The following is an 18,004-nucleotide window of genomic DNA, read 5'->3' as shown; positions in this document are numbered from 1 at the left end:
TCGGCACCCGCCAATCTGATCGGGAAAAAGACGGAAGCGGTTCAGGCATCCTGCAGTTTCTAACGATAGGTAGGGTCGGTAAGAGGCAGCAGCCTCTTATCAAAAGGCCCCACCTAAGCGAGAAAAACTACATAAGACACCATGAACTCAACTCCCGTCTTTCAAAATATTTGAACAGGTAAACTCTTGTTGACTAGGATACTCTACGAAAATGATTTTAGGCAAGAGAAATTTTCGCTTTTTTTGGAATTGTACCAAACGGGTCGTTTTTTGACCCGCTTGAGCTGTTCCGATGATATGATAAGCACGAAGCTGAAAACGAAGTCGGCGCGTAATTGAAAAAGTTTCGCCCATTCAGTAAAATATTTTTTATAGGAATCGCGATAAGGGGGAGATTGCATGTTAGATACTCGAATTGTCAAGCTGGCGGAGAACTTGCTCAGCCATTCCGTGCGATTGGAGGAGAAGGAGACGCTGTTGATTGAAGTGCGCGGCGAGGGGCACGCTTTGGCCAAAGAACTAGTCAAGCAAGCGTACGCCAAGGGAGCCTATCCGTTTGTCCGGGTATTGGACCCGCAAATCCAGCGCGAGTTGATGATGGGAGCAAGTGCGGACCGTGCCGCTCATTTGGCAAAATGGGAAGAGCCGATGTTCAAAGATCTCGATACGTACATCGTGATCAATGGCCCGTCCAATGACAGCGAAATGGCAGATGTTCCGGTTGAGCGCCGCCGTGCCCATCAAAGCGTCATGCAAGAGTTGAACGATTACCTCGTAACGAACGTTCGCTGGACGCTGCTCAACTACCCGACGACAGCGATGGCCCAAAGCGCCAATATGTCGACGGAAGCTTTCGAGGATTTTTATTTCGATGTGTGCTCCCTTGACTATAAAAAGATGCACGAAGCGTTTCTCCCACTGAAGGAATTGATGGATCGCACAGACAAGGTACGCCTGGTCGGACCGGGAACGGACTTGCGTTTCTCCATCAAGGATATCCCGAACGTCATTTGCTCCGGACTGCGCAACATCCCGGACGGTGAAATCTTCACGGCGCCTGTGCGCGATTCTGTAAACGGCAAAATCACATTCAACACTGCCACAAGCTATATGGGCTCGAAGTTTGAAAATGTGAGCCTGACATTCGAGAACGGGAAAATCGTCGAGGCGATCTCCAACAACACGGAGAAGCTCAACCAAATTTTTGACACCGATGAAGGCGCGCGGTATATCGGCGAGTTCGCGATCGGGGTGCATCCGTACATTTTGAATCCGATGAACGACATTTTGTTCGACGAGAAGATTGCGGGCAGCTTCCACTTCACGCCTGGCCGTGCCTACGAAAATGCGGATAACGGCAACCGCAGCCAAATCCACTGGGATATGGTGAACATCCAGCGTCCTGAGTACGGCGGCGGCGAAATCTGGTTTGATGACGTTCTGATCCGCAAAGACGGCCTGTTTGTCCTGCCAGAGCTGCAAGGGCTCAACCCGGAAAATTTGAAAGGCTAACAGCGAGCGGGAAAACCATCGTGCAATCGCATGGTGGTTTTTTTATGCGCGGATTTGGAGTCGCCGTCAGCAGGGAGGAGGGGAATGGGGCGCGGCGGGCGTCCTTTTGTTACAATAGGAAAAAAAGCATGGAACAGAGGGATTAGCCGTGAGTCGCAAAGACTGGATGGAATACATCGTCAAAGAAGAAGACAGCGGAATGAACGTCGAACAAATTGTCCGGCAAAAACTGAGCGTATCGGGACGAATGATGCAACGGCTGACGAGAAGCAAGGGGATTTTGCTCAACCGTAAACAGCCCTTTTTGCAGCGTCAGGTGAAGGTCGGGGATGTGGTCGCTGTTCGTGTAGTCGATCGGCAGGAGCAGGCAGAGCGGTCCTCGCAGCTTTCTGCACAGCCGTTGCCACCTGCCAGCCACGTAGTTCCGGTCGGAATTTTGTATGAAGACGATCATTTGTTGATTGCCAACAAACCCGCGGGTTTGCTGGTGCACCCAACCAAGCCGGAGCATACCGAAACATTGTTGCATTCGCTGGCTGAGCGGTTTGCGAAAAACGGGGAGAGTGCGAGCATTCATCCGGTGCACCGTTTGGATAAAGACACATCTGGAGCGATTCTGGTGGCAAAAAGCAGCTACGGTCACCAGCTGGCTGATCGGGTGCTGCGCGAAGGGGGCTTGCAGCGCGAATACTTGGCGGTGGTTAGCGGGCAACTGCCGCAGAAAACTGGGACGATTGACGCGCCCATTGGCCGCGATCCGCGCCACCCGAGCAAACGGCGCGTGACGAATGACGGAGACCATGCGGTTACCCATTACGAAGTCAAGCAGGCGTCTGAGGGGATGACGCTTGTCCGGGTCTGGTTGGAGACAGGGCGAACACATCAGATTCGGGTTCATTTTGCCCATCTCGGTCACCCGCTGGCAGGCGACACGATGTACGGCGGAGCGAGAGGGCTGTTGCGAAGACAGGCTCTGCACGCGGCAAGCCTGCGCTTTTTCCATCCTTTGCTCGAAAAAGAGCTGGTTGTGGAAGCGCCAGTGCCCGCAGATATGAAGCGGCTGATTCAGGCGGAATTTGTCTAGCGAGCGGGTGTATCTCCTGGCAGTTGTCGGCGGCATTCAAATGGCAAAGCGCAAAAGCAAGTTGGAACATAGGTGAAAACGAAGCTGGCAGGACTCGCCCTGCCGGTTTTTTTGTCGTACAGAAGAATAGGCAGTTGAATAACGTAACAGTGTTATGTTACATTGATTTTGGAGGTGCTTCACATGGACCCTAATCTCATCTCGAAAAAGGAGCTGCTGGAGCTGACAGGAATATCGTACGGGCAACTGTACCGCTGGAAACGGAAAAACCTGATTCCAGAGGACTGGTTCATCCGGCGCGCCACTTTTACGGGGCAGGAAACTTTTTTCCCGCGTGAGCAGATCATGTCCAGGATCGCCAAAATCATTCACATGAAAGACGATCTGTCTCTGGATGAGCTGGCAGACATGTTCTCCCCTCATTTGGCGGGGACGAAGCTCACTTATGACGAGCTAGTGGAGCGAAACATTGTTTCTGCTAACACATTGGAGTTGTATACGAAGTATCAGGGCAAGCCGGAAGTGTTCTCTTTTGAACAAGTGTTATACGTCTACGTGCTGAATCGGCTGCTGATTACAGGCGAAATGAGTCTGGATGAGAGCGGCGGGCTTTTGCAAGTGCTGTGCGATCACTATCCGAGCTTTGAGGGCAAGCCTTGCGAATTGATTTTTGTGCGAAAAATGGGGATTTCGACGTTTGTGCTGGTGCCTGGTGCTACAGAGGTACACTTTGACAGCGGCGTGAAAATCGTGTCCCGACTGAATTTGGCTGCATGTATCGAAGAGTTGAAAGCAAAAATGTAGCAGAATAGGGGATGAAGGCGATGAACGAAAACAAACCGGATCTCGTCATTCACGGTTCCGTGAATGCATCGGGTGGCGTATATAACAAAGTGGATGTCCAAGGCTTTGGCAAAATCAAAGGGGATGTGGAGTGCGAGACACTGCATTGTGCAGGGCATCTCAGCATTACAGGGAATGTCCGGGGAGCTTCGGCAAAGGTGGAGGGAAACGCGTCGATCAGCGGCAAAGCTGAGCTGGACACGATCGAAGTATACGGTCAGCTCGACGTGAATGGAGACTTGGCTTTTACCAGACTCAAGGTCGATGGAAACACGAAAATCCACGGCAGCATGACGGGAGAAGAAGTGAAAGTGCGCGGGATGCTGAAGACGACAGGTGACTGCGAAGCGGAGGTATTTTCCGCAAAAGGCGCTTTTACAGTCGGAGGCTTGCTGAATGCCGGACGAATTGAAGTTCACTTGCACGGCGGTTGTGAGGCCAAAGAAATGGGCGGGGAGTACATCGAGGTTCGCAAGGCAGGAAGCAGTACGCTCAACAAGCTGTTGAAACACATTTTTAACAGTGCGCTGGCCTTGTCTGTAGATAGCGTGGAGGGCGACGAGATTTATTTGGAATACACGCGTGCCAAGGTCGTTCGCGGAAAAAATGTGGAGATCGGGCCGGGCTGCGAAATCGATCTGGTCGAGAGCTCCGAAGACTTTCGTCTCGATCCAGGCTCTCTGGTGAAACAGCATGTAAAACGGTAATGCCGGAAGCGGCCACTCCCACTTTCCCGGAATGCGTCGGGATGTTTTTTCTCAAAAAAACAAGCTTGCGCAGAGCTTGTTTTTTGTTTGGATGATGCGGCAGCAAATTGTTTTTCAAATAGCGCATGCAAGTATTTACATGCATACATGATCGGGATATAATGTGCGTGGAAAAATAGGAAAATGAAAGCAATTGCTTGCATGGCTTTGGAGGTGCGTTATGGATCAGCCCCATATCGAATACGTTTCTGGAGGGAGGGGTGAGGAGCAAGAGACACGAGAACGGATTTTGTCTGCCGCCCGCCAGTTAATGGCGCAAAAAGGTTATAAAGGAGCAACGACCCGCAAAATTTCTGAGCTGGCCGGAGTCAACGAAGTGACGATTTTTCGCCATTTCAAAACAAAGGTGGCGATACTGGAGGAGCTTCTTAAAGACATTCTCGAAGTGCGGGAGCAACTGGAGCAAGGCTTGCAGGGCGAGTTTGCCAACGTCAAGGAGATGCTCATTACTTATGCCAGGACGTACTATCATTTGCTGGTGGAGCGAAAAGAAATATTGATGATTTGCATCGTCGAAGCGGATAATCACCCGGAGGTCGTCAAGCTGTTCAGCAGCCTGCCGATGACGGCTGTGGAAGTGCTTGGCAACAAGCTCACCGAGTTTCAGGAGCAGGGACATTTGCCCAAGTCTGATCCGTGCACGGCAGCCTTGATGTTCATCTCGACGTTCTTTTATGCGTTCATGGCTAAATATCGGGTCGGTCTCGATGTGCCCATCATCGACGACGAAGAGCAATTGTATGAACATGCGTCAGAAATTTTGCTGCAAGGAATCAGAAGGGTCTAAACATACAAAATCGTGTGATGGTACATAGGAGCGGGGGAAGTCATGATGAGAAAATGGCTTGTATCTGTAATGATGATTGGATTGCTCGCAACGACGGCATGCAGTGAGCAGCAGCCTGCGGCAGCACCGGAAAAGGAAGTCAAACAAGTCGTAGTGGCGGCTGTCAAAAAGGAGCAAGCAGTAACCGTGACCGAGCTGTCCGGAACATTGGAGCCTTTGGAAGAAGCGGTCGTGTCTTTTGAGGTAGGCGGGCGGCTTGTCGAGATGGCCAGAAACGAAGGCGACAAGGTCAAGGCCGGAGAGGTGTTGGCCCGCGTAAATGCCCAGGATTATTCGCTCCAGGTCGCTTCCTCCAACGCAGCGGTACAACAGAGCGCGGCCACTTTGAGCAAAGTGAACAACGGAGCCAGAGAGCAGGAAGTGACTCAGGCGCGCTTGCTGGTGGAAAAAGCAACGGTCGCCTTGCAAAAAATGCAGGATGATTTCAAGCGGATTGAACAGCTCTATCAGCAAAAAGCAATCTCGCAAAGCGAGTTTGAGACGGCTCAAAACGGACTGACGATCGCGCAAAAAGATTTGCAAAATGCCCAGCAGGCGTACTCGCTGGTCACACAGGGCGCTCGTTCGGAAGACAAGGAACTGAGCCGCGCTACATACAACCAGGCTGTGATTGCCAAGGAAGCAGCCGCCAGCACACTGGCCAAAACACAGCTTCGTTCCCCGATCAATGGAACGATCATCGCCAAGCTCACTTCCGCCGGAAACCTGGTCGGCTCCGGCACCCCGGTTTATAAAGTGGGCAATATCGATACGTTAAAAGTCGTGCTGCCCGTACCAGACCGCGAGATAGCTACCTGGAAGGAAGGCGAGGTCGTTTCGCTGGACTTGTACGACCAGAAACGGGATGGCAAAGTCACGAAAATTTTCCCCGCTACGAATCAGAGCACGGGAACAATCGGTGTAGAAGTGCAAATTGCCAACCCTGCGCATGACTGGTTTGCCGGGCAAGTGGTGAAGGCGACCAAGACGATCAAAGGACAGGTCGGCATCTATGTTCCGGTAGAGTCAGTCATCAGCAGAGGAAAAGACGACGCCCATGTGTTTGTCGATGCTGCTGGGAAGGCACTGAAAACAAAAGTGGAAATCGGACAGATTGCAAGCGACAAACTGGAAATCAAGAGCGGGCTGAAAGAGGGGGACCAACTGATCGTCAAAGGTGTCGACCGTTTGTTTGACGGAGACCCGATTGAGGCGACAGGAGGGAAGCAGCCGTGATCAAGTACATCGTTGCGAAGCGCAAGATCACCCTGCTGTTTTTCATTATGGTGGTGCTGGTTGGCTTCCTCAGCTTTTTCCAGCTTCCCAAGCAAGAGTCACCTGATATTATCGTCAATCTTGCTACAGTGACGACGATTTACCCGGGAGCTTCGCCGGAAAAGGTGGAGCAGACCGTTACCAAAAAGCTGGAAGAAAAAATCAACGAGCTTCAAGGCTTGAACTACGTATCCTCGACTTCTTCGCTTGGCGTTTCTTTTATCATCGTGGAAGCGAAAAGCGACGTTGACCCGAAGCAAAAATGGGATGAGCTGCGCAAAAAGGTAAAGGACGCTGAGGCGGACCTTCCAGCGGACGCCAAACAGCCGATCATCAACGACGACTTGAATCGCACATTTGTCCAGACGTTTGCCGTTACAGCGGATACGCAGGAGCAGCTGTACAGCATGCGTGACATGTTCAAATCGTGGAAAGAACAACTGCGGACCATTCCGAACGTGGCAGATGTCCAGGTGGAAGGCTTGCCGAAGCAAGAGGTTCGCATCGAGGTCGATACGCAAAAGCTCAGCCAGTTCGGAATTACGTGGGGCCAGGTAATGATGGCCGTCAAACAGGAAAATGAAAAAATTCCGCTCGGCGATTTGACCACAGACAAACGTACGTATCAGTTGAAACTGGCCGAAAATGCAAATGTCGATGAGCTGAACAAAGTATTGATTGCCCGCACACCGGAAGGCTTTCCGATTTATTTGAAGGACATCGGCCAGGCCAAAATGACGACAGAGACGGTCAAAACGACGTCTTACTACAACGGCAAGCCATCTATCTCCGTAAGCATCAACGCGGAGACAGGAAGCGACGTGCCATCGCTGCAAAAGCGCGTGGACGAAATGATGCTGACTTTGGACAAATCACTTCCGGCTGGGGCGGAAAGACATTCGATCTACAGCCAAAATGAGCGCGTAGATGAGCTGTTCAGCGATCTTACCCGGGAAATGATTATCGCCGTGATTGCCGTCTTGCTGGTCTGCACATTGGGACTGAATCTGATCACTTCGTTCGTCGTGGCATTGGCGATCCCGATCTCGCTGGCAGTAGGGCTTTTGTTCCTGCCGTCGCTGGGAATCACGATGAACATGATTTCGATTGTCTCACTCATCATCGTGCTCGGGATTTTGGTCGATGATGCTGTGGTGGTCAATGACAACATCGAACGCCGCCTGTCCGTGTTGGGCGAAAAGCCGCTGGCAGCAGCGGTCAACGGCGCCAAGGAAGTGTCCATTTCCATCGTAACGGCGACTTTGGCGACGATTGCTTCCTTTGCTCCGCTGATGTTTTTGAATGGGAACGCAGGTCAATTCATTCGCCCTGTACCCGCGATTATTTCATTGACGATGCTCGCGTCCATGGTGATGTCTTTGACCATTATCCCGATTTTCCGTCAGTGGTACGAGACGCGGCGAAAATCAGGTGTCGAAGGATACCGCAAACCGGCTGGACTGTTGGGCAAGCAACTGACACAGCTGACAGGCTGGTACGCCGGCAAGCTGATGCCCAAAATTCTCAAGCGTCCGCTTATGGCCGGGATGATTGGCGTTTTGATCGGGACGGCTGCTTACGGTTTGGTTCCGCTTACGCCTGTCCAGTTGTTCCCGAACGATGACCGTCCGCAATTTTTGGTCGATATTCGCATGCCAGTGGGAAGCAGTCTGGAAGAGACAGACCGAGTCGTGCGCGGCGTATCCGATTGGGCTATGAAGCAGCATGGCATTGAATCTGTCGCTTCCTATGCCGGGAGCAGCGCACCGAAGATGTTTGGTGGAGATACCGATGCGGGAAGCGGTATCACTGTCGGTCAGCTCGTCGTGCATTTCAATGAGAAAGAAACGAAAGTTGAAACCATATTGGAGCCTTGGACAGAAGAGTTCAAGAAGCTGTACCCGGAAGCGACTGTCTTGCCTAAGCAGTTAGAGGCGGGGCCGCCTGTCGGCAAGCCGGTAGTCATCCGCGTCTACGGCGAAGATATTGAAACGCTCCGTTCCCTGTCTGCGCAAATCAAAGACAAGGTCGCGGGGATTTCCGGAACTTTTGACGTGCAGGATAATTTCGGCGTAGAGCGCTACACGCTCGAATTTGTCGTCAACAAAGAGCTAATGGAGCAAAAATTGGTCAATTACACCGATTTGTCCACGACGCTGCGACTGGTCAGCGAAGGCATTACCGTCAGCGAGTTTGACACGGGCGATGAGCTTGTCGACATCAAGATGTTCCTGCAAAAAGGCAACGAAGACCCGGCGCTGTTGTTCCAACGACTCAGCATCGCCAATGCGCGCGGCGAGCTGATTCCGCTGTCGCAGCTTGCAGAAGTTAAGCCTACGTTCAGCACACAGGCGATCCCGCACCGCGATTTGTCGCGCAGCGTTACGATCTCGGCCGATGTGAAAAATCGCACGGCTACAGAAGTGATGACGGAAATCCAGCCTTTGCTCAACAGCATGTCTTTGCCAGAAGGCTATCGCATCGACATCGGCGGAGAAACTTCCGAGCAGACGGACATCTTTATCGATATGGGCAAACTCTCCATTATCGTAGTATTCCTGATCCTGATTTTGATTGCGATGCAGTTTTACTCGCTGACGATTCCGGTGCTGGTGATGAGTACCGTCTACTTGGCGGTCGCAGGCAGTCTGATTGGATTGTTCGTGACGCAAACGCCGCTCGGCTTCATGACGATGATGGGCGTGATTTCGCTGTCGGGAATCGTCGTGCGCAACGGCATCGTGTTCATCGAGTTCATCGAAGAGGCGCGCCACGCGGGGGTAGAGTTGAAGCAAGCGGTCATTTCAGCAGGCGAGGCACGATTGAGACCGATTTTGTTGACCTCGTTTACCGCCGTAGCTGGCCTCATGCCACTGGCTATTTCCGGTGACGTCCTGTTCAAGCCGCTCGCGGTGACGATTATTTCCGGCCTGTTGTTCTCAACGCTTTTGACACTGATTGTCGTGCCGTCCTTCTACACGGTATTGACTCAGCGCAAATTGAAAAAGCAGGCGAAAAAAGCGGCAAAACGTCCGGACTTGTACGGTCCGGAGGCAGAAATGATGTAAGGAAATAACAGCAGCGGCAGTCTCTCGCGCGATTGGGCGAAGAGCGTGCCGCTGCTTTTTTTATGAAGCGTGCAAAAGCAAAAGCAAGCGGGGCAGGAGGGCATCGGTTATAGCTCAGATGCCTGTGTCCTTTTCGCTCTGCGCCAACCGCTGAACAAAAGCATTGGAATCGACACGGCCAGCAAGAGTGCGCAAAGAGCGGAAAGCGACTGGAACAGCCAGCCGTACTCTACTAGCCAGGGAATTTCATGCAACGGCATGTTTTTCATCAGTGGCAACGTCGGGACTAGCATGGCATCTGCAAAAATGTGCAGGACGATCGGCGCGCCCAACCCCCAGCGCAAGGCGGCAAAGGCCCAGAGGACTCCGATCAGAAAAGATTCAAACAGGGTGCCGAGTCCATGCCCGGGCACGTGATAACAAGCGAACAGGAGCGACGGAACGATGAGGTAAAGCCATTTGGCATACCCGGGCCACTCTTTTCGGGAATAGAGGAGAGCGAGCAACAGCAACGGGATGCCGCGAAAGACCAGCTCTTCCCACAGAGGATTGTGCCAGGTGGCAAACACGAGCAGGTTTGCTTTGCCTGCCAGCTCCTGTGAACCGATTGGCTGTAGTTTCGACCAGCCGCTGATTGCCTGAAATGCCGCACCGCCCGCTTTTGCCAGCAAAAATCCGGCCAGAATGAACAGAAACGCTTCGACCAGGCTGCGTTTTTGTGCCAGACGAATCATGCTCAGCGTGTATACGAGCGTAAAGACAGCAAAAATAAACCAGCCAGGGAGTGGAACAGCCAGCTTCCACGCTGATTTTGGCCAGAACAGGAGCGTTACGGATATGGTTTCTTGCCAAAAGCCTGACTCGATGAATTGCCCCCAGGAGACGATCAACGGCAGCAAAAGTACAATCAGCAGCAAACTGCCAGGTAACGGATTGGCGGACATCAAGCGAAAAGCGTTTTTCATCATGTTGCGACCCTCACATTGTTCAAGATTATTTTCTTTAATCCTCCTATTTATCCAATGATTGGTCTATACTAAAGGCACATTCTTCAGATTCTTTTAAGAGTTTGCTTGTGACAAGAAACACGTCCAGACGTGTGATATGATAGAGTGAGACGATACTGTACGCAGAGAAATATAGAGAGAGAACGCAAACAGGAAGGGAGTGTCCAGGATGCAACAGCCCCAGCTTCTTCATGAAGAAAAGGTATTCAAAGACCCTGTCCACCGCTATGTCCATGTGCGGGACAAATTCATATGGGACTTGATCAACTCGCCAGAATTTCAACGTCTGCGCCGGGTCAAGCAACTGGGCACCAGCTTTTTTACCTTTCACGGTGGAGAGCACAGCCGGTTTAACCATTCGCTTGGCGTGTACGAGCTGATGCGGCGAATTTTGGAGACGTTTGAAGGCCGGATTCAACTGACGTACGAGGAAAAGCTGCTCTGCTTGTGTGCTGCTTTGCTCCACGATGTCGGACATGGGCCGTTTTCGCATTCCTTTGAAAAGGTGTTCAAGTACCACCACGAGGACTGGACGCGGGCAATCTTGCTCGGCGATACGCAAATCAACCGGATTTTGCGCTGTTTCGATGAGGAGTTCCCGAAAAAGCTGGCAGAAGTGATCAACAAAACGTACGACAACAAGCTGATTGTCAGCCTCATTTCCAGCCAGCTGGACGCAGACCGCATGGACTATTTGCTGCGAGATGCCTACTACACGGGTGTGAATTACGGAAACTTTGAGATCGAGCGCATTTTGCGAGTCATGCGACCGCAGGAGGACGGCATTGTTTTCAAGTTCAGCGGCATGCACGCGGTTGAGGACTACATCATGTCGCGCTATCAAATGTATTGGCAAGTATATTTCCATCCGGTGACGCGCAGCGCGGAAGTTGTGCTTTGCAAAATTTTTCAGCGGGCCAAATGGCTGTTTGCCACAGGGTACAAGTTTTCCCAGGAGCCTGTCATGCTGCTTCCTTTTTTGACGGAAAAGGTGGAGGTGGCCGATTATTTGGCGCTGGATGAATCGGTGATTTTGTTCTACATGCAGCTTTGGCGCAAGGAAGAAGACGCTATTTTGAAAGATTTGTGCGCCCGTTTTTTGGACAGGAATCTCTTCAAATACGTCGAATATAATCCAAGAGATTTTCGCTTGCTGGCAGAACTGAAAGAACAGTTCATTGAGGCAGGGATCGACCCGATGTATTATTTGGAGGTAGACACGACCTCCGATCTTCCGTATGATTTTTACCGTGCCGGAGAAGAAGAGGAGCGGATTCCGATCATGCTCCAGATGCCTTCCGGCGAGCTGGTAGAACTGTCGCAGAAGTCTGAGATTGTACAGGCCATTAGCGGAAAGCGCCGATTTGACTACAAATTGTACTTTCCATTGGATAAAGTCATGGCTTTGCCGGGGGAGCTATCCCGGAAGATTCGAGAACGTCTGGGAGTGATGGAGGATGCTTAATCGTCACGCCAAGATCATTCGTCTGATCGAAATTGTCGGCGAAGTGAGCGGGCGAAAAAAATTGCAGAAAATGGTGTACATAGGAAAACATCTGGAGATGGATTTCGATGAGCGCTACGAGTTTCACATGTACGGTCCGTATTCGGAAGAGCTGACACTCAGGGTAGATGAGTTGTGCAACATGGGGCTTCTGGATGAGCAGGTGGAGAGCAAGGGCGCCATTCACATGTACCGCTACTCGCTTAACGAAACGGGGCGAGATTTCCTCCGGTTTCACGAGGTCGACTTTGGCTTGGGAGAGCGAGCCATCTTGCGCATGAACGAAGAGAACTCCCGTTTTCTTGAACTGGTATCCACTATCTTGTACTTCAACCATTTGCCCTACGAAGAAATGAAGGGCAAAATTTTTACTTTTAAGAGCAAACAGCGCTATTCCGAGGAAGAAATCCGGAAGGGACAGGCTTTTATCGAGGAACTGCGTTCTTTGATGCACGGAGACGGCACGGAATTGAACTGATGTAAAATGTTTTGCATAAACGAACCAGCACGGCGTACGAACTTCCAACAGTTGTGGTACGTCATTTTTTTTGTCTTTTTTCGCGGGTTTTTAAATCAGGGAACTGTCTGTCAAGTCGACCACAAAGCGGGTCGGCTTTTTTTGTCTCACAATGACGCCGCATAATACGGGCATCGTTCTTTGACAAAAACATAGTCAGTCCGTTTTCAATTTAGCCCGTGTGGAGGGAGCGAAGAAAATGAAGAGAGTTCGGCACGGATGGTGGTGGAGTGTGCTTGGCGGCGCTATTTTGCTTGGCGCGTTGATTGGATGGGCTAGTGGGTTTGGGACGAAGGAAGCGAAGATTATCTACGTTTTCAGCAACAGTTGTGGATATTGCACAACGTTTACGCCCACGTTTGAAAAGGTGGCAAAAGATTATCCACAGGAATGGGTGGCACGACTGGACATCCAGAGGGACCGGGAGTTGGATGAAGCCATGCGTTTGGGAGCGCAGGCGACGCCCACGGTTTTTATCGTAGACGGGGAGCGGGTCATCGACAAGCTGGAGGGGGACGTGCCGGAGGCGTTGCTGCGAAGCTTTTTGCAAAGAAACCTGGAGCGGGATCTTTCGATAAATGGATAAAATAGGTAAAATGTCTGGTAATAGGGAGGGGATAGGCGTGAAACTGATTGGAAAAACGTTGTGGACAAGTCTGTTGTTAGTGGGGATCGCGGTGGTGCAAAACGGTGGCAGCGAAAGCGAAGTTCTTCGTCTACATGTAGCGGAAGCAGCAGCAAAATCCGCACCTGCCTCTGATTATGCCAATCATCCCGCCAAAGATGCCATTTCGCACGGCCTGCAAAAAGGCTACCTCTGGAAGTATCCCGACGGAAAGTTTCACCCTGAGCAAACTGTTACCCAATCGCAATTTGTAGCCAGTCTGGTAGCGATCCGGCAAGTAAGCGAAAAAGAGTCTGTACCAGCACTCGCTGCGGGCCATTGGGCCAAAGACATCTACGAGCGCGCACAAAAGGCAGGAATTTTGGCGAATGTGCCCGTCAATCCGAACAAGCTGTTGACGAAGGAAGAGGCGGCGCTGCTGGTGTTTAATGCGTGGAAGCCGTTTCGGGGGGAGAAAATGAAAGGCTATACCAACACTGGAGCTTTAGTCACATGGGGATGGATGGAGCCCGCACCGAAGGGACAAGCGAAGTTCCGAGAGGATTTACCTGTGACACGTGGGGATGCCGCGAAAATTTTGAGGTATTTGTGGCAGGATAAGTGGCAGCTAGAGTTGGGGACGAAGTGGAGAAATGAATTTGAACAAAGTTTGAAAATACTAAATGGAAAGGTTATTGGCAAGGTGCCGAAAGGAGATACACAGTTTACTATAAGGGTTAGCTTTGTTACTTCTGATGACGGGAGAAGGGGCTTTCTAAATGGAGAGAGCTTTCAAGTAGAAGTTAACTCTGTTAAAACAACGTTTGTTTTATCTATCAGAAATAATCTGGACTCTACTGACGCAGGAATCGTTTACTATGATATACCCACTTTAAAAAGAGAGATAAAGAATAAGCAATTCTCTCTGTAAACAAAAAAGGAGCATGCCATGAGTTTTGCTCGAAATAAAAAAATATGGAAAAGAATTATTGTTGTGTTGTATTTGTTTATCTATTTATCGTTTGATGTCCTTGTTCCTAGTTTGTTTGCAGCAACGCCTGTAAATCGAGGAATAGTTCTAGGAGTAATTAACGCAGATAAAAAAATTGGGCCTTTAAAACAGTTTGATGAATTAACTATAGAAGGGATTACTGCGAACTTAGGAGCAACAAACTCCAAAATTGAAATTAATGGAATTCGAGATGCAAGAGATGTTATTGGTTTTGCAGATTTGCATGAAAAAGCTGATCGTGGATGGTACTATGTATACGCACCTTCACCAAATGAGCCAAATAGAGATTTTGATGAATCTGTGTATTGGATACAAAGATTTAATGGCAATCCAGGATTTATATTAGGTGGGGGGTTCAATGTTTACAGCCGGACTGTCAATAACATCACAAACCCCAGTATGATATCCTACCAAGCCTACAACCTAGCCGAACTAGCCACAGCCTCCGGCGGAGCCGGCTACACCATTGGAGACAATCTCGAACCAAACGGGAATGGCTACATATCCGTAGGCCATTTCCGCACCACCCCTCAACCGACTGGACAAGTCAGCACTAACAAAACCAAATACGAGGTCAACGAACAGGTGACCATTTCGGCGAATGCCACGGACTATTCTTACTATGACCGTGGCATTCTTGTTTGGAGTTTGTCAGTTGTCAACAAAACTACCGGGCGAGGTTACCACTCCTTTGTGACCAACGAAGAAATTCGCGATCAGAGCGGGTACGTGCCTGCTGTTAGCGAAACTAGCATCCCGAAGCCATTTGTATGGACAAACAGCTACCAATACAAGCCAGTGGAAGCGGGTCTCTACGAGGTAACACTGACGATAACCGACAGGCACCACCGCTCCCGCCAAGGCTCGCCCAGCATCAACGTATCGACTCCTTACACGTACCAATTCACAGTAGGAGACGCGTCGCCGATCGACCCGAAGCCTCCTGTTGACCCGGAACCTGTCGGCTGCAAACGCACGACGATGGACTTGCGCATTGAAGAAGAGAAGACAGTCAGAGAGCTGCTGGGGGTAGCCGATCAGGGAGAGACTATCACTGTCGAGAAGTATGCCACGATTATCGCCACGGCGAAAAAGCCTGGTTCGTTTACGAAAAATGGTGTCGCTATGCAAACGGGAAGTGGCAACAATCGCAAAGTTGGCATCACGGAAGCACCTGAATCTGGCACATTCAAAATTGCCTATACGAGCGAAGACAAAACAGAATGTTGGGAAAAAAGCATTGCCGTCAAAAGAGGGGGTCAGGGAGTCGATCAATGCCCAATCGTTATGGTGAACGGCAAAGTGCTGCAAAGCGGTGCAACCATTGAATTGTCTCCGGGAGAGGAGATCAGGTTCAAGTCCACTTATCGGGACGCAGCCGGAGAAGTCAACCCGGCGTCCATTTTATGGGATGTGACAAAGCCTGACGGGACTGTTGAGACATTGCCCAGGCGAGACAAGGGCGACCGCGCAGGATGGGTTACTTATAATTCCGATACATTTCGGCTTCCCTATACAGATGAGGTTGGCGAGGGTGTGACTTTGGACAAGGGAAAAACATATCGCGTGAAACTGAACTATAATCAGGCACTCTGGAGAGACAGGCCGGAGTGCGACTGGCAAATTACGATCAAAATTCGCGACATCAGCTGCTCAATCGCAGAACAGGAACGAATACGTTTCAAAAGATACGGGGAGCAACCTTCGCAGTTCCCGCCGGGCGGGGAGAGCTTTTCTGATTTCAAATTCATTCCGTTTTACAAGGAAAACTTTACGCTGACGCCAGAAGGATACCAGACTCACATGCGAGTGGCTGCCAGCAGCTCGGGAACCTGGTATGTGGAGAGAAACAATGAGAAAAAGCCGCTCGGCCAAAAACTAGGGGCGAGTGAGCAGCAAGCCGTTGTGTTGCCCGAAGACATCGAAGTGGGAGAGCAAATCAAACTGGTTTTCATTTCCGAAACCGGATGCATCCGCGAATTTGTCTTTACTGTTCAAGGCTATGGCAGATGTTACAAAATGCTGATCAGTATGGAAACGCTCTCTGGTCAAGAGGCATGGACAAGGCCGATACAACGCGGGGAAACCATTCGGCTTCAAGCGTCTGATTTTCCTGACAAGCGGTACGATCTGATGTTGTTTACATCCGAGGACACGAAAATGAACACGCAATGGCTGGACCCGGTTTCTTTGGAGTGGAAGTTTTCGCGGGACGGCCGGAGCTTGCCTTCTGATAAGCTTCCGGTTGAAAGTCACTGGATACGTCTCCCGGATGATGATGTGACAGACGAAGTGTTGCCAGGTTTGTACATGGTGGCGTTTTATGGCGAGTCCAACGAGACGTGTGACGGTTATATTTTCATTGAGATTGAAGGAGCGGATACGATCGACAAGGAAAATTTGCTCATTCTCAAAGAGAGTTTCGCGATTGCTCCCAAACAGCCGCAAGCAGCTGGGACAACAGGCGTCATTACGTTTCAAATTAAAAATGCAGGCAAACTCAAGCATGATACAAAGCTGGCAGTGAGATGGGACAGCTCGGCGAAAGAAACGATGCTCGATGTAGACGGATTTAAGCCGGGCGAGGTGCGTACGATCAAGGTTCCAACGCAATACCCGCAAAAATCCGAGGATTTTATTGCCCATTTGAACCCGGCCCAAAATCAGCCGGAAAATGAAACGAACTGGGCAGACAACCGGGCAAAATGGCCTGTAAAAATCGTCGGCGGAAACATTCCGCAGCCCCCGGGAGGCGGAGAGGATTACGAAGGCGGGGAGATTGGACTGGAGATTTACGACAGCGATGGACGCCAATTGCAAAAGCTTCCGGTGCATGCAGATGGCGTATGGGAGAGAGAGCCAGCCAAAATTCGCGTCGTGATTGATCAGACGAAAATCAATGAAGGCTATCAAAAGACGCAGCAGCAAATCAATCAAAAAATATTAGATTACACGCAGCAGCTTGAAAAGTCGGTCAGTGGAGAGGAGATCAAGAACGTCAAAGTGACAGCAAATCCGGGCTGGATCGCCGATGCAAAAAGTTTGGCTGTCTACACACCTGCCATGTTGGATTTGCAAGTAACGGGACCCGGCGTACCTGAACAATGGCAGGTTGCCAGCACTTCCATGGGTGGGGAGTTTGTTTATACAGGGACGACCGTTCCGACTCAAACGACATGGAGACAAGTATTGCAAAATCAGAAATACAAAGCGGAAATGAACGGTTTTGTCATCACGATGAACTATAAAATTGACTTTGCCTTGAGCTATGACGTGTGCACCAAAGACGAGGATGACAACGAGACGTGCGAGGCACAACAAGCCGGCAGCACCATGACAGGCCGTTATACGATCACGGTCAAAGGCGGAGAGCGGCTTTTTGAAGTGTTTGAACCGAATGCGACAAGCTCTGTCCTTCATACAGCCGAATGGGCTGAGTACCACGGGCGTGACCGCTATCCGGACAGTACACCTCTCGATTTTTACGCTGGAGAGCGGATCTTGGCGCGCGTGGAGCTGCAGGATCGACATCGTCACCCGGTCAGCGGACAGTTTCCCCTCATCGCCTCGGCCAAGGCGTGGATATCTGAGACTGGACGAAGGCAGACGTCATTGCAGTCTTTGCTCGATTTGCGCGCTATTTCCAGCCAGCGATGGGGTGGTCCTTCCTATGCGGTTGCCAAGTTGGGGCAGCGTGAGACAGGGGTAGATACTCCTTTGATGGGAGACAAGCAGTACGGATTTGAAAAAGGGGCTTCTTATGAGGTTTACTACCAGGTTCAGTTCCGGTTTGGTGTGAACAAAGGTTTTTCCTACTGGAACAAAACGACAGGACAAGGTCATGAGCATGCAGATTACCGGGTGCCTTTCCGAATCATTGCCAACGCTTGGGAACGCCAAGGTATCCGCAACCACAGCACTCAGTAAATATATTTGCAGCCCTTATCTGTCTTTTTTTACTGTTTGAAGTAGAAAGAAGACAAGG

At 50.6% G+C, this 18,004-nt stretch carries 13 protein-coding genes; 12 read left to right on the top strand and 1 reads right to left on the bottom strand.

What is annotated here, in order from left to right; all coding sequences use genetic code 11:
* The first annotated feature begins 399 nt into the window (after positions 1-399).
* The 7 genes from M2298_RS14695 (at position 400) to M2298_RS14665 (ending at position 9,375) form a co-directional block, all read left to right on the top strand.
* Entirely contained in the window at positions 400-1,512 is a 1,113-nt protein-coding gene (locus tag M2298_RS14695) for an aminopeptidase (protein ID WP_280648661.1), read from the top strand.
* A gap of 148 nt (positions 1,513-1,660) precedes the next feature.
* The gene (locus tag M2298_RS14690) at positions 1,661-2,596 is read left to right on the top strand and encodes an RluA family pseudouridine synthase (protein WP_280648660.1); all 936 of its coding nucleotides are present in this window, start codon (positions 1,661-1,663) and stop codon (positions 2,594-2,596) included.
* 183 nt (positions 2,597-2,779) lie between these two features.
* Positions 2,780-3,400, top strand: a complete 621-nt coding sequence (locus M2298_RS14685) for a YhbD family protein (RefSeq protein WP_173599046.1) — start codon at positions 2,780-2,782, stop codon at positions 3,398-3,400.
* 20 nt (positions 3,401-3,420) lie between these two features.
* Positions 3,421-4,146 carry a polymer-forming cytoskeletal protein gene (locus M2298_RS14680; RefSeq protein WP_229049764.1) on the top strand — a complete coding sequence of 242 codons (726 nt, stop codon included), beginning with the start codon at positions 3,421-3,423 and terminating at the stop codon, positions 4,144-4,146.
* A gap of 220 nt (positions 4,147-4,366) precedes the next feature.
* Positions 4,367-4,993: a TetR/AcrR family transcriptional regulator gene (locus M2298_RS14675; RefSeq protein WP_063228934.1), complete on the top strand. Its 627-nt coding sequence runs from the start codon at positions 4,367-4,369 to the stop codon at positions 4,991-4,993.
* A 42-nt stretch (positions 4,994-5,035) separates the two neighbouring features.
* Complete coding sequence (locus M2298_RS14670; protein WP_122962548.1) at positions 5,036-6,268, top strand: efflux RND transporter periplasmic adaptor subunit; 1,233 nt, start codon at positions 5,036-5,038, stop codon at positions 6,266-6,268.
* Complete coding sequence (locus M2298_RS14665; RefSeq protein ID WP_173596347.1) at positions 6,265-9,375, top strand: efflux RND transporter permease subunit; 3,111 nt, start codon at positions 6,265-6,267, stop codon at positions 9,373-9,375. Before M2298_RS14670 ends, M2298_RS14665 begins: the two co-directional genes overlap by 4 nt.
* 107 nt (positions 9,376-9,482) lie before the next feature.
* Here the strand turns inward: M2298_RS14665 and M2298_RS14660 are convergent, their stop codons facing one another.
* The gene (locus tag M2298_RS14660) at positions 9,483-10,343 is read right to left on the bottom strand and encodes a CPBP family intramembrane glutamic endopeptidase (protein ID WP_280648659.1); all 861 of its coding nucleotides are present in this window, start codon (positions 10,341-10,343) and stop codon (positions 9,483-9,485) included.
* A 208-nt stretch (positions 10,344-10,551) separates the two neighbouring features.
* Between M2298_RS14660 and M2298_RS14655 the strand changes: the two genes are divergently transcribed.
* From M2298_RS14655 to M2298_RS14635, 5 genes are all read left to right on the top strand, one after another.
* On the top strand, positions 10,552-11,847 hold the full coding sequence (locus M2298_RS14655; RefSeq protein ID WP_280648658.1) for an HD domain-containing protein: 1,296 nt from the start codon (positions 10,552-10,554) through the stop codon (positions 11,845-11,847).
* Entirely contained in the window at positions 11,840-12,364 is a 525-nt protein-coding gene (locus M2298_RS14650; protein WP_063228939.1) for a YwgA family protein, read from the top strand. Before M2298_RS14655 ends, M2298_RS14650 begins: the two co-directional genes overlap by 8 nt.
* 238 nt (positions 12,365-12,602) lie before the next feature.
* Complete coding sequence (locus M2298_RS14645; protein ID WP_280648657.1) at positions 12,603-12,989, top strand: thioredoxin family protein; 387 nt, start codon at positions 12,603-12,605, stop codon at positions 12,987-12,989.
* Positions 12,990-13,026: 37 nt separating this feature from the next.
* Positions 13,027-13,938: an S-layer homology domain-containing protein gene (locus tag M2298_RS14640; RefSeq protein WP_280648656.1), complete on the top strand. Its 912-nt coding sequence runs from the start codon at positions 13,027-13,029 to the stop codon at positions 13,936-13,938.
* Positions 13,939-14,418: 480 nt separating this feature from the next.
* Complete coding sequence (locus M2298_RS14635; protein WP_280648655.1) at positions 14,419-17,946, top strand: ABC transporter permease; 3,528 nt, start codon at positions 14,419-14,421, stop codon at positions 17,944-17,946.
* The last annotated feature ends 58 nt before the right edge of the window (positions 17,947-18,004 follow it).

This window comes from Brevibacillus sp. 1238 (genome assembly GCF_029892995.1).
GTDB classification, from domain to species: Bacteria; Bacillota; Bacilli; order Brevibacillales; family Brevibacillaceae; genus Brevibacillus; species Brevibacillus parabrevis.
The sequence above is the reverse complement of the archived record's forward strand: the minus strand, read 5'-3'. Positions and strand labels throughout refer to the sequence as shown.

Coding starts and splice junctions, on each gene's coding strand:
- M2298_RS14645 (WP_280648657.1), top strand. CDS start 12,603: ATGAAGAGAGTTCGGCACGGATGGTGGTGGAGTGTGCTTGGCGGCGCT.
- M2298_RS14680 (WP_229049764.1), top strand. CDS start 3,421: ATGAACGAAAACAAACCGGATCTCGTCATTCACGGTTCCGTGAATGCA.
- M2298_RS14695 (WP_280648661.1), top strand. CDS start 400: ATGTTAGATACTCGAATTGTCAAGCTGGCGGAGAACTTGCTCAGCCAT.
- M2298_RS14660 (WP_280648659.1), bottom strand. CDS start 10,343: ATGATGAAAAACGCTTTTCGCTTGATGTCCGCCAATCCGTTACCTGGC.
- M2298_RS14635 (WP_280648655.1), top strand. CDS start 14,419: ATGATATCCTACCAAGCCTACAACCTAGCCGAACTAGCCACAGCCTCC.
- M2298_RS14650 (WP_063228939.1), top strand. CDS start 11,840: ATGCTTAATCGTCACGCCAAGATCATTCGTCTGATCGAAATTGTCGGC.
- M2298_RS14655 (WP_280648658.1), top strand. CDS start 10,552: ATGCAACAGCCCCAGCTTCTTCATGAAGAAAAGGTATTCAAAGACCCT.
- M2298_RS14685 (WP_173599046.1), top strand. CDS start 2,780: ATGGACCCTAATCTCATCTCGAAAAAGGAGCTGCTGGAGCTGACAGGA.
- M2298_RS14675 (WP_063228934.1), top strand. CDS start 4,367: ATGGATCAGCCCCATATCGAATACGTTTCTGGAGGGAGGGGTGAGGAG.
- M2298_RS14670 (WP_122962548.1), top strand. CDS start 5,036: ATGATGAGAAAATGGCTTGTATCTGTAATGATGATTGGATTGCTCGCA.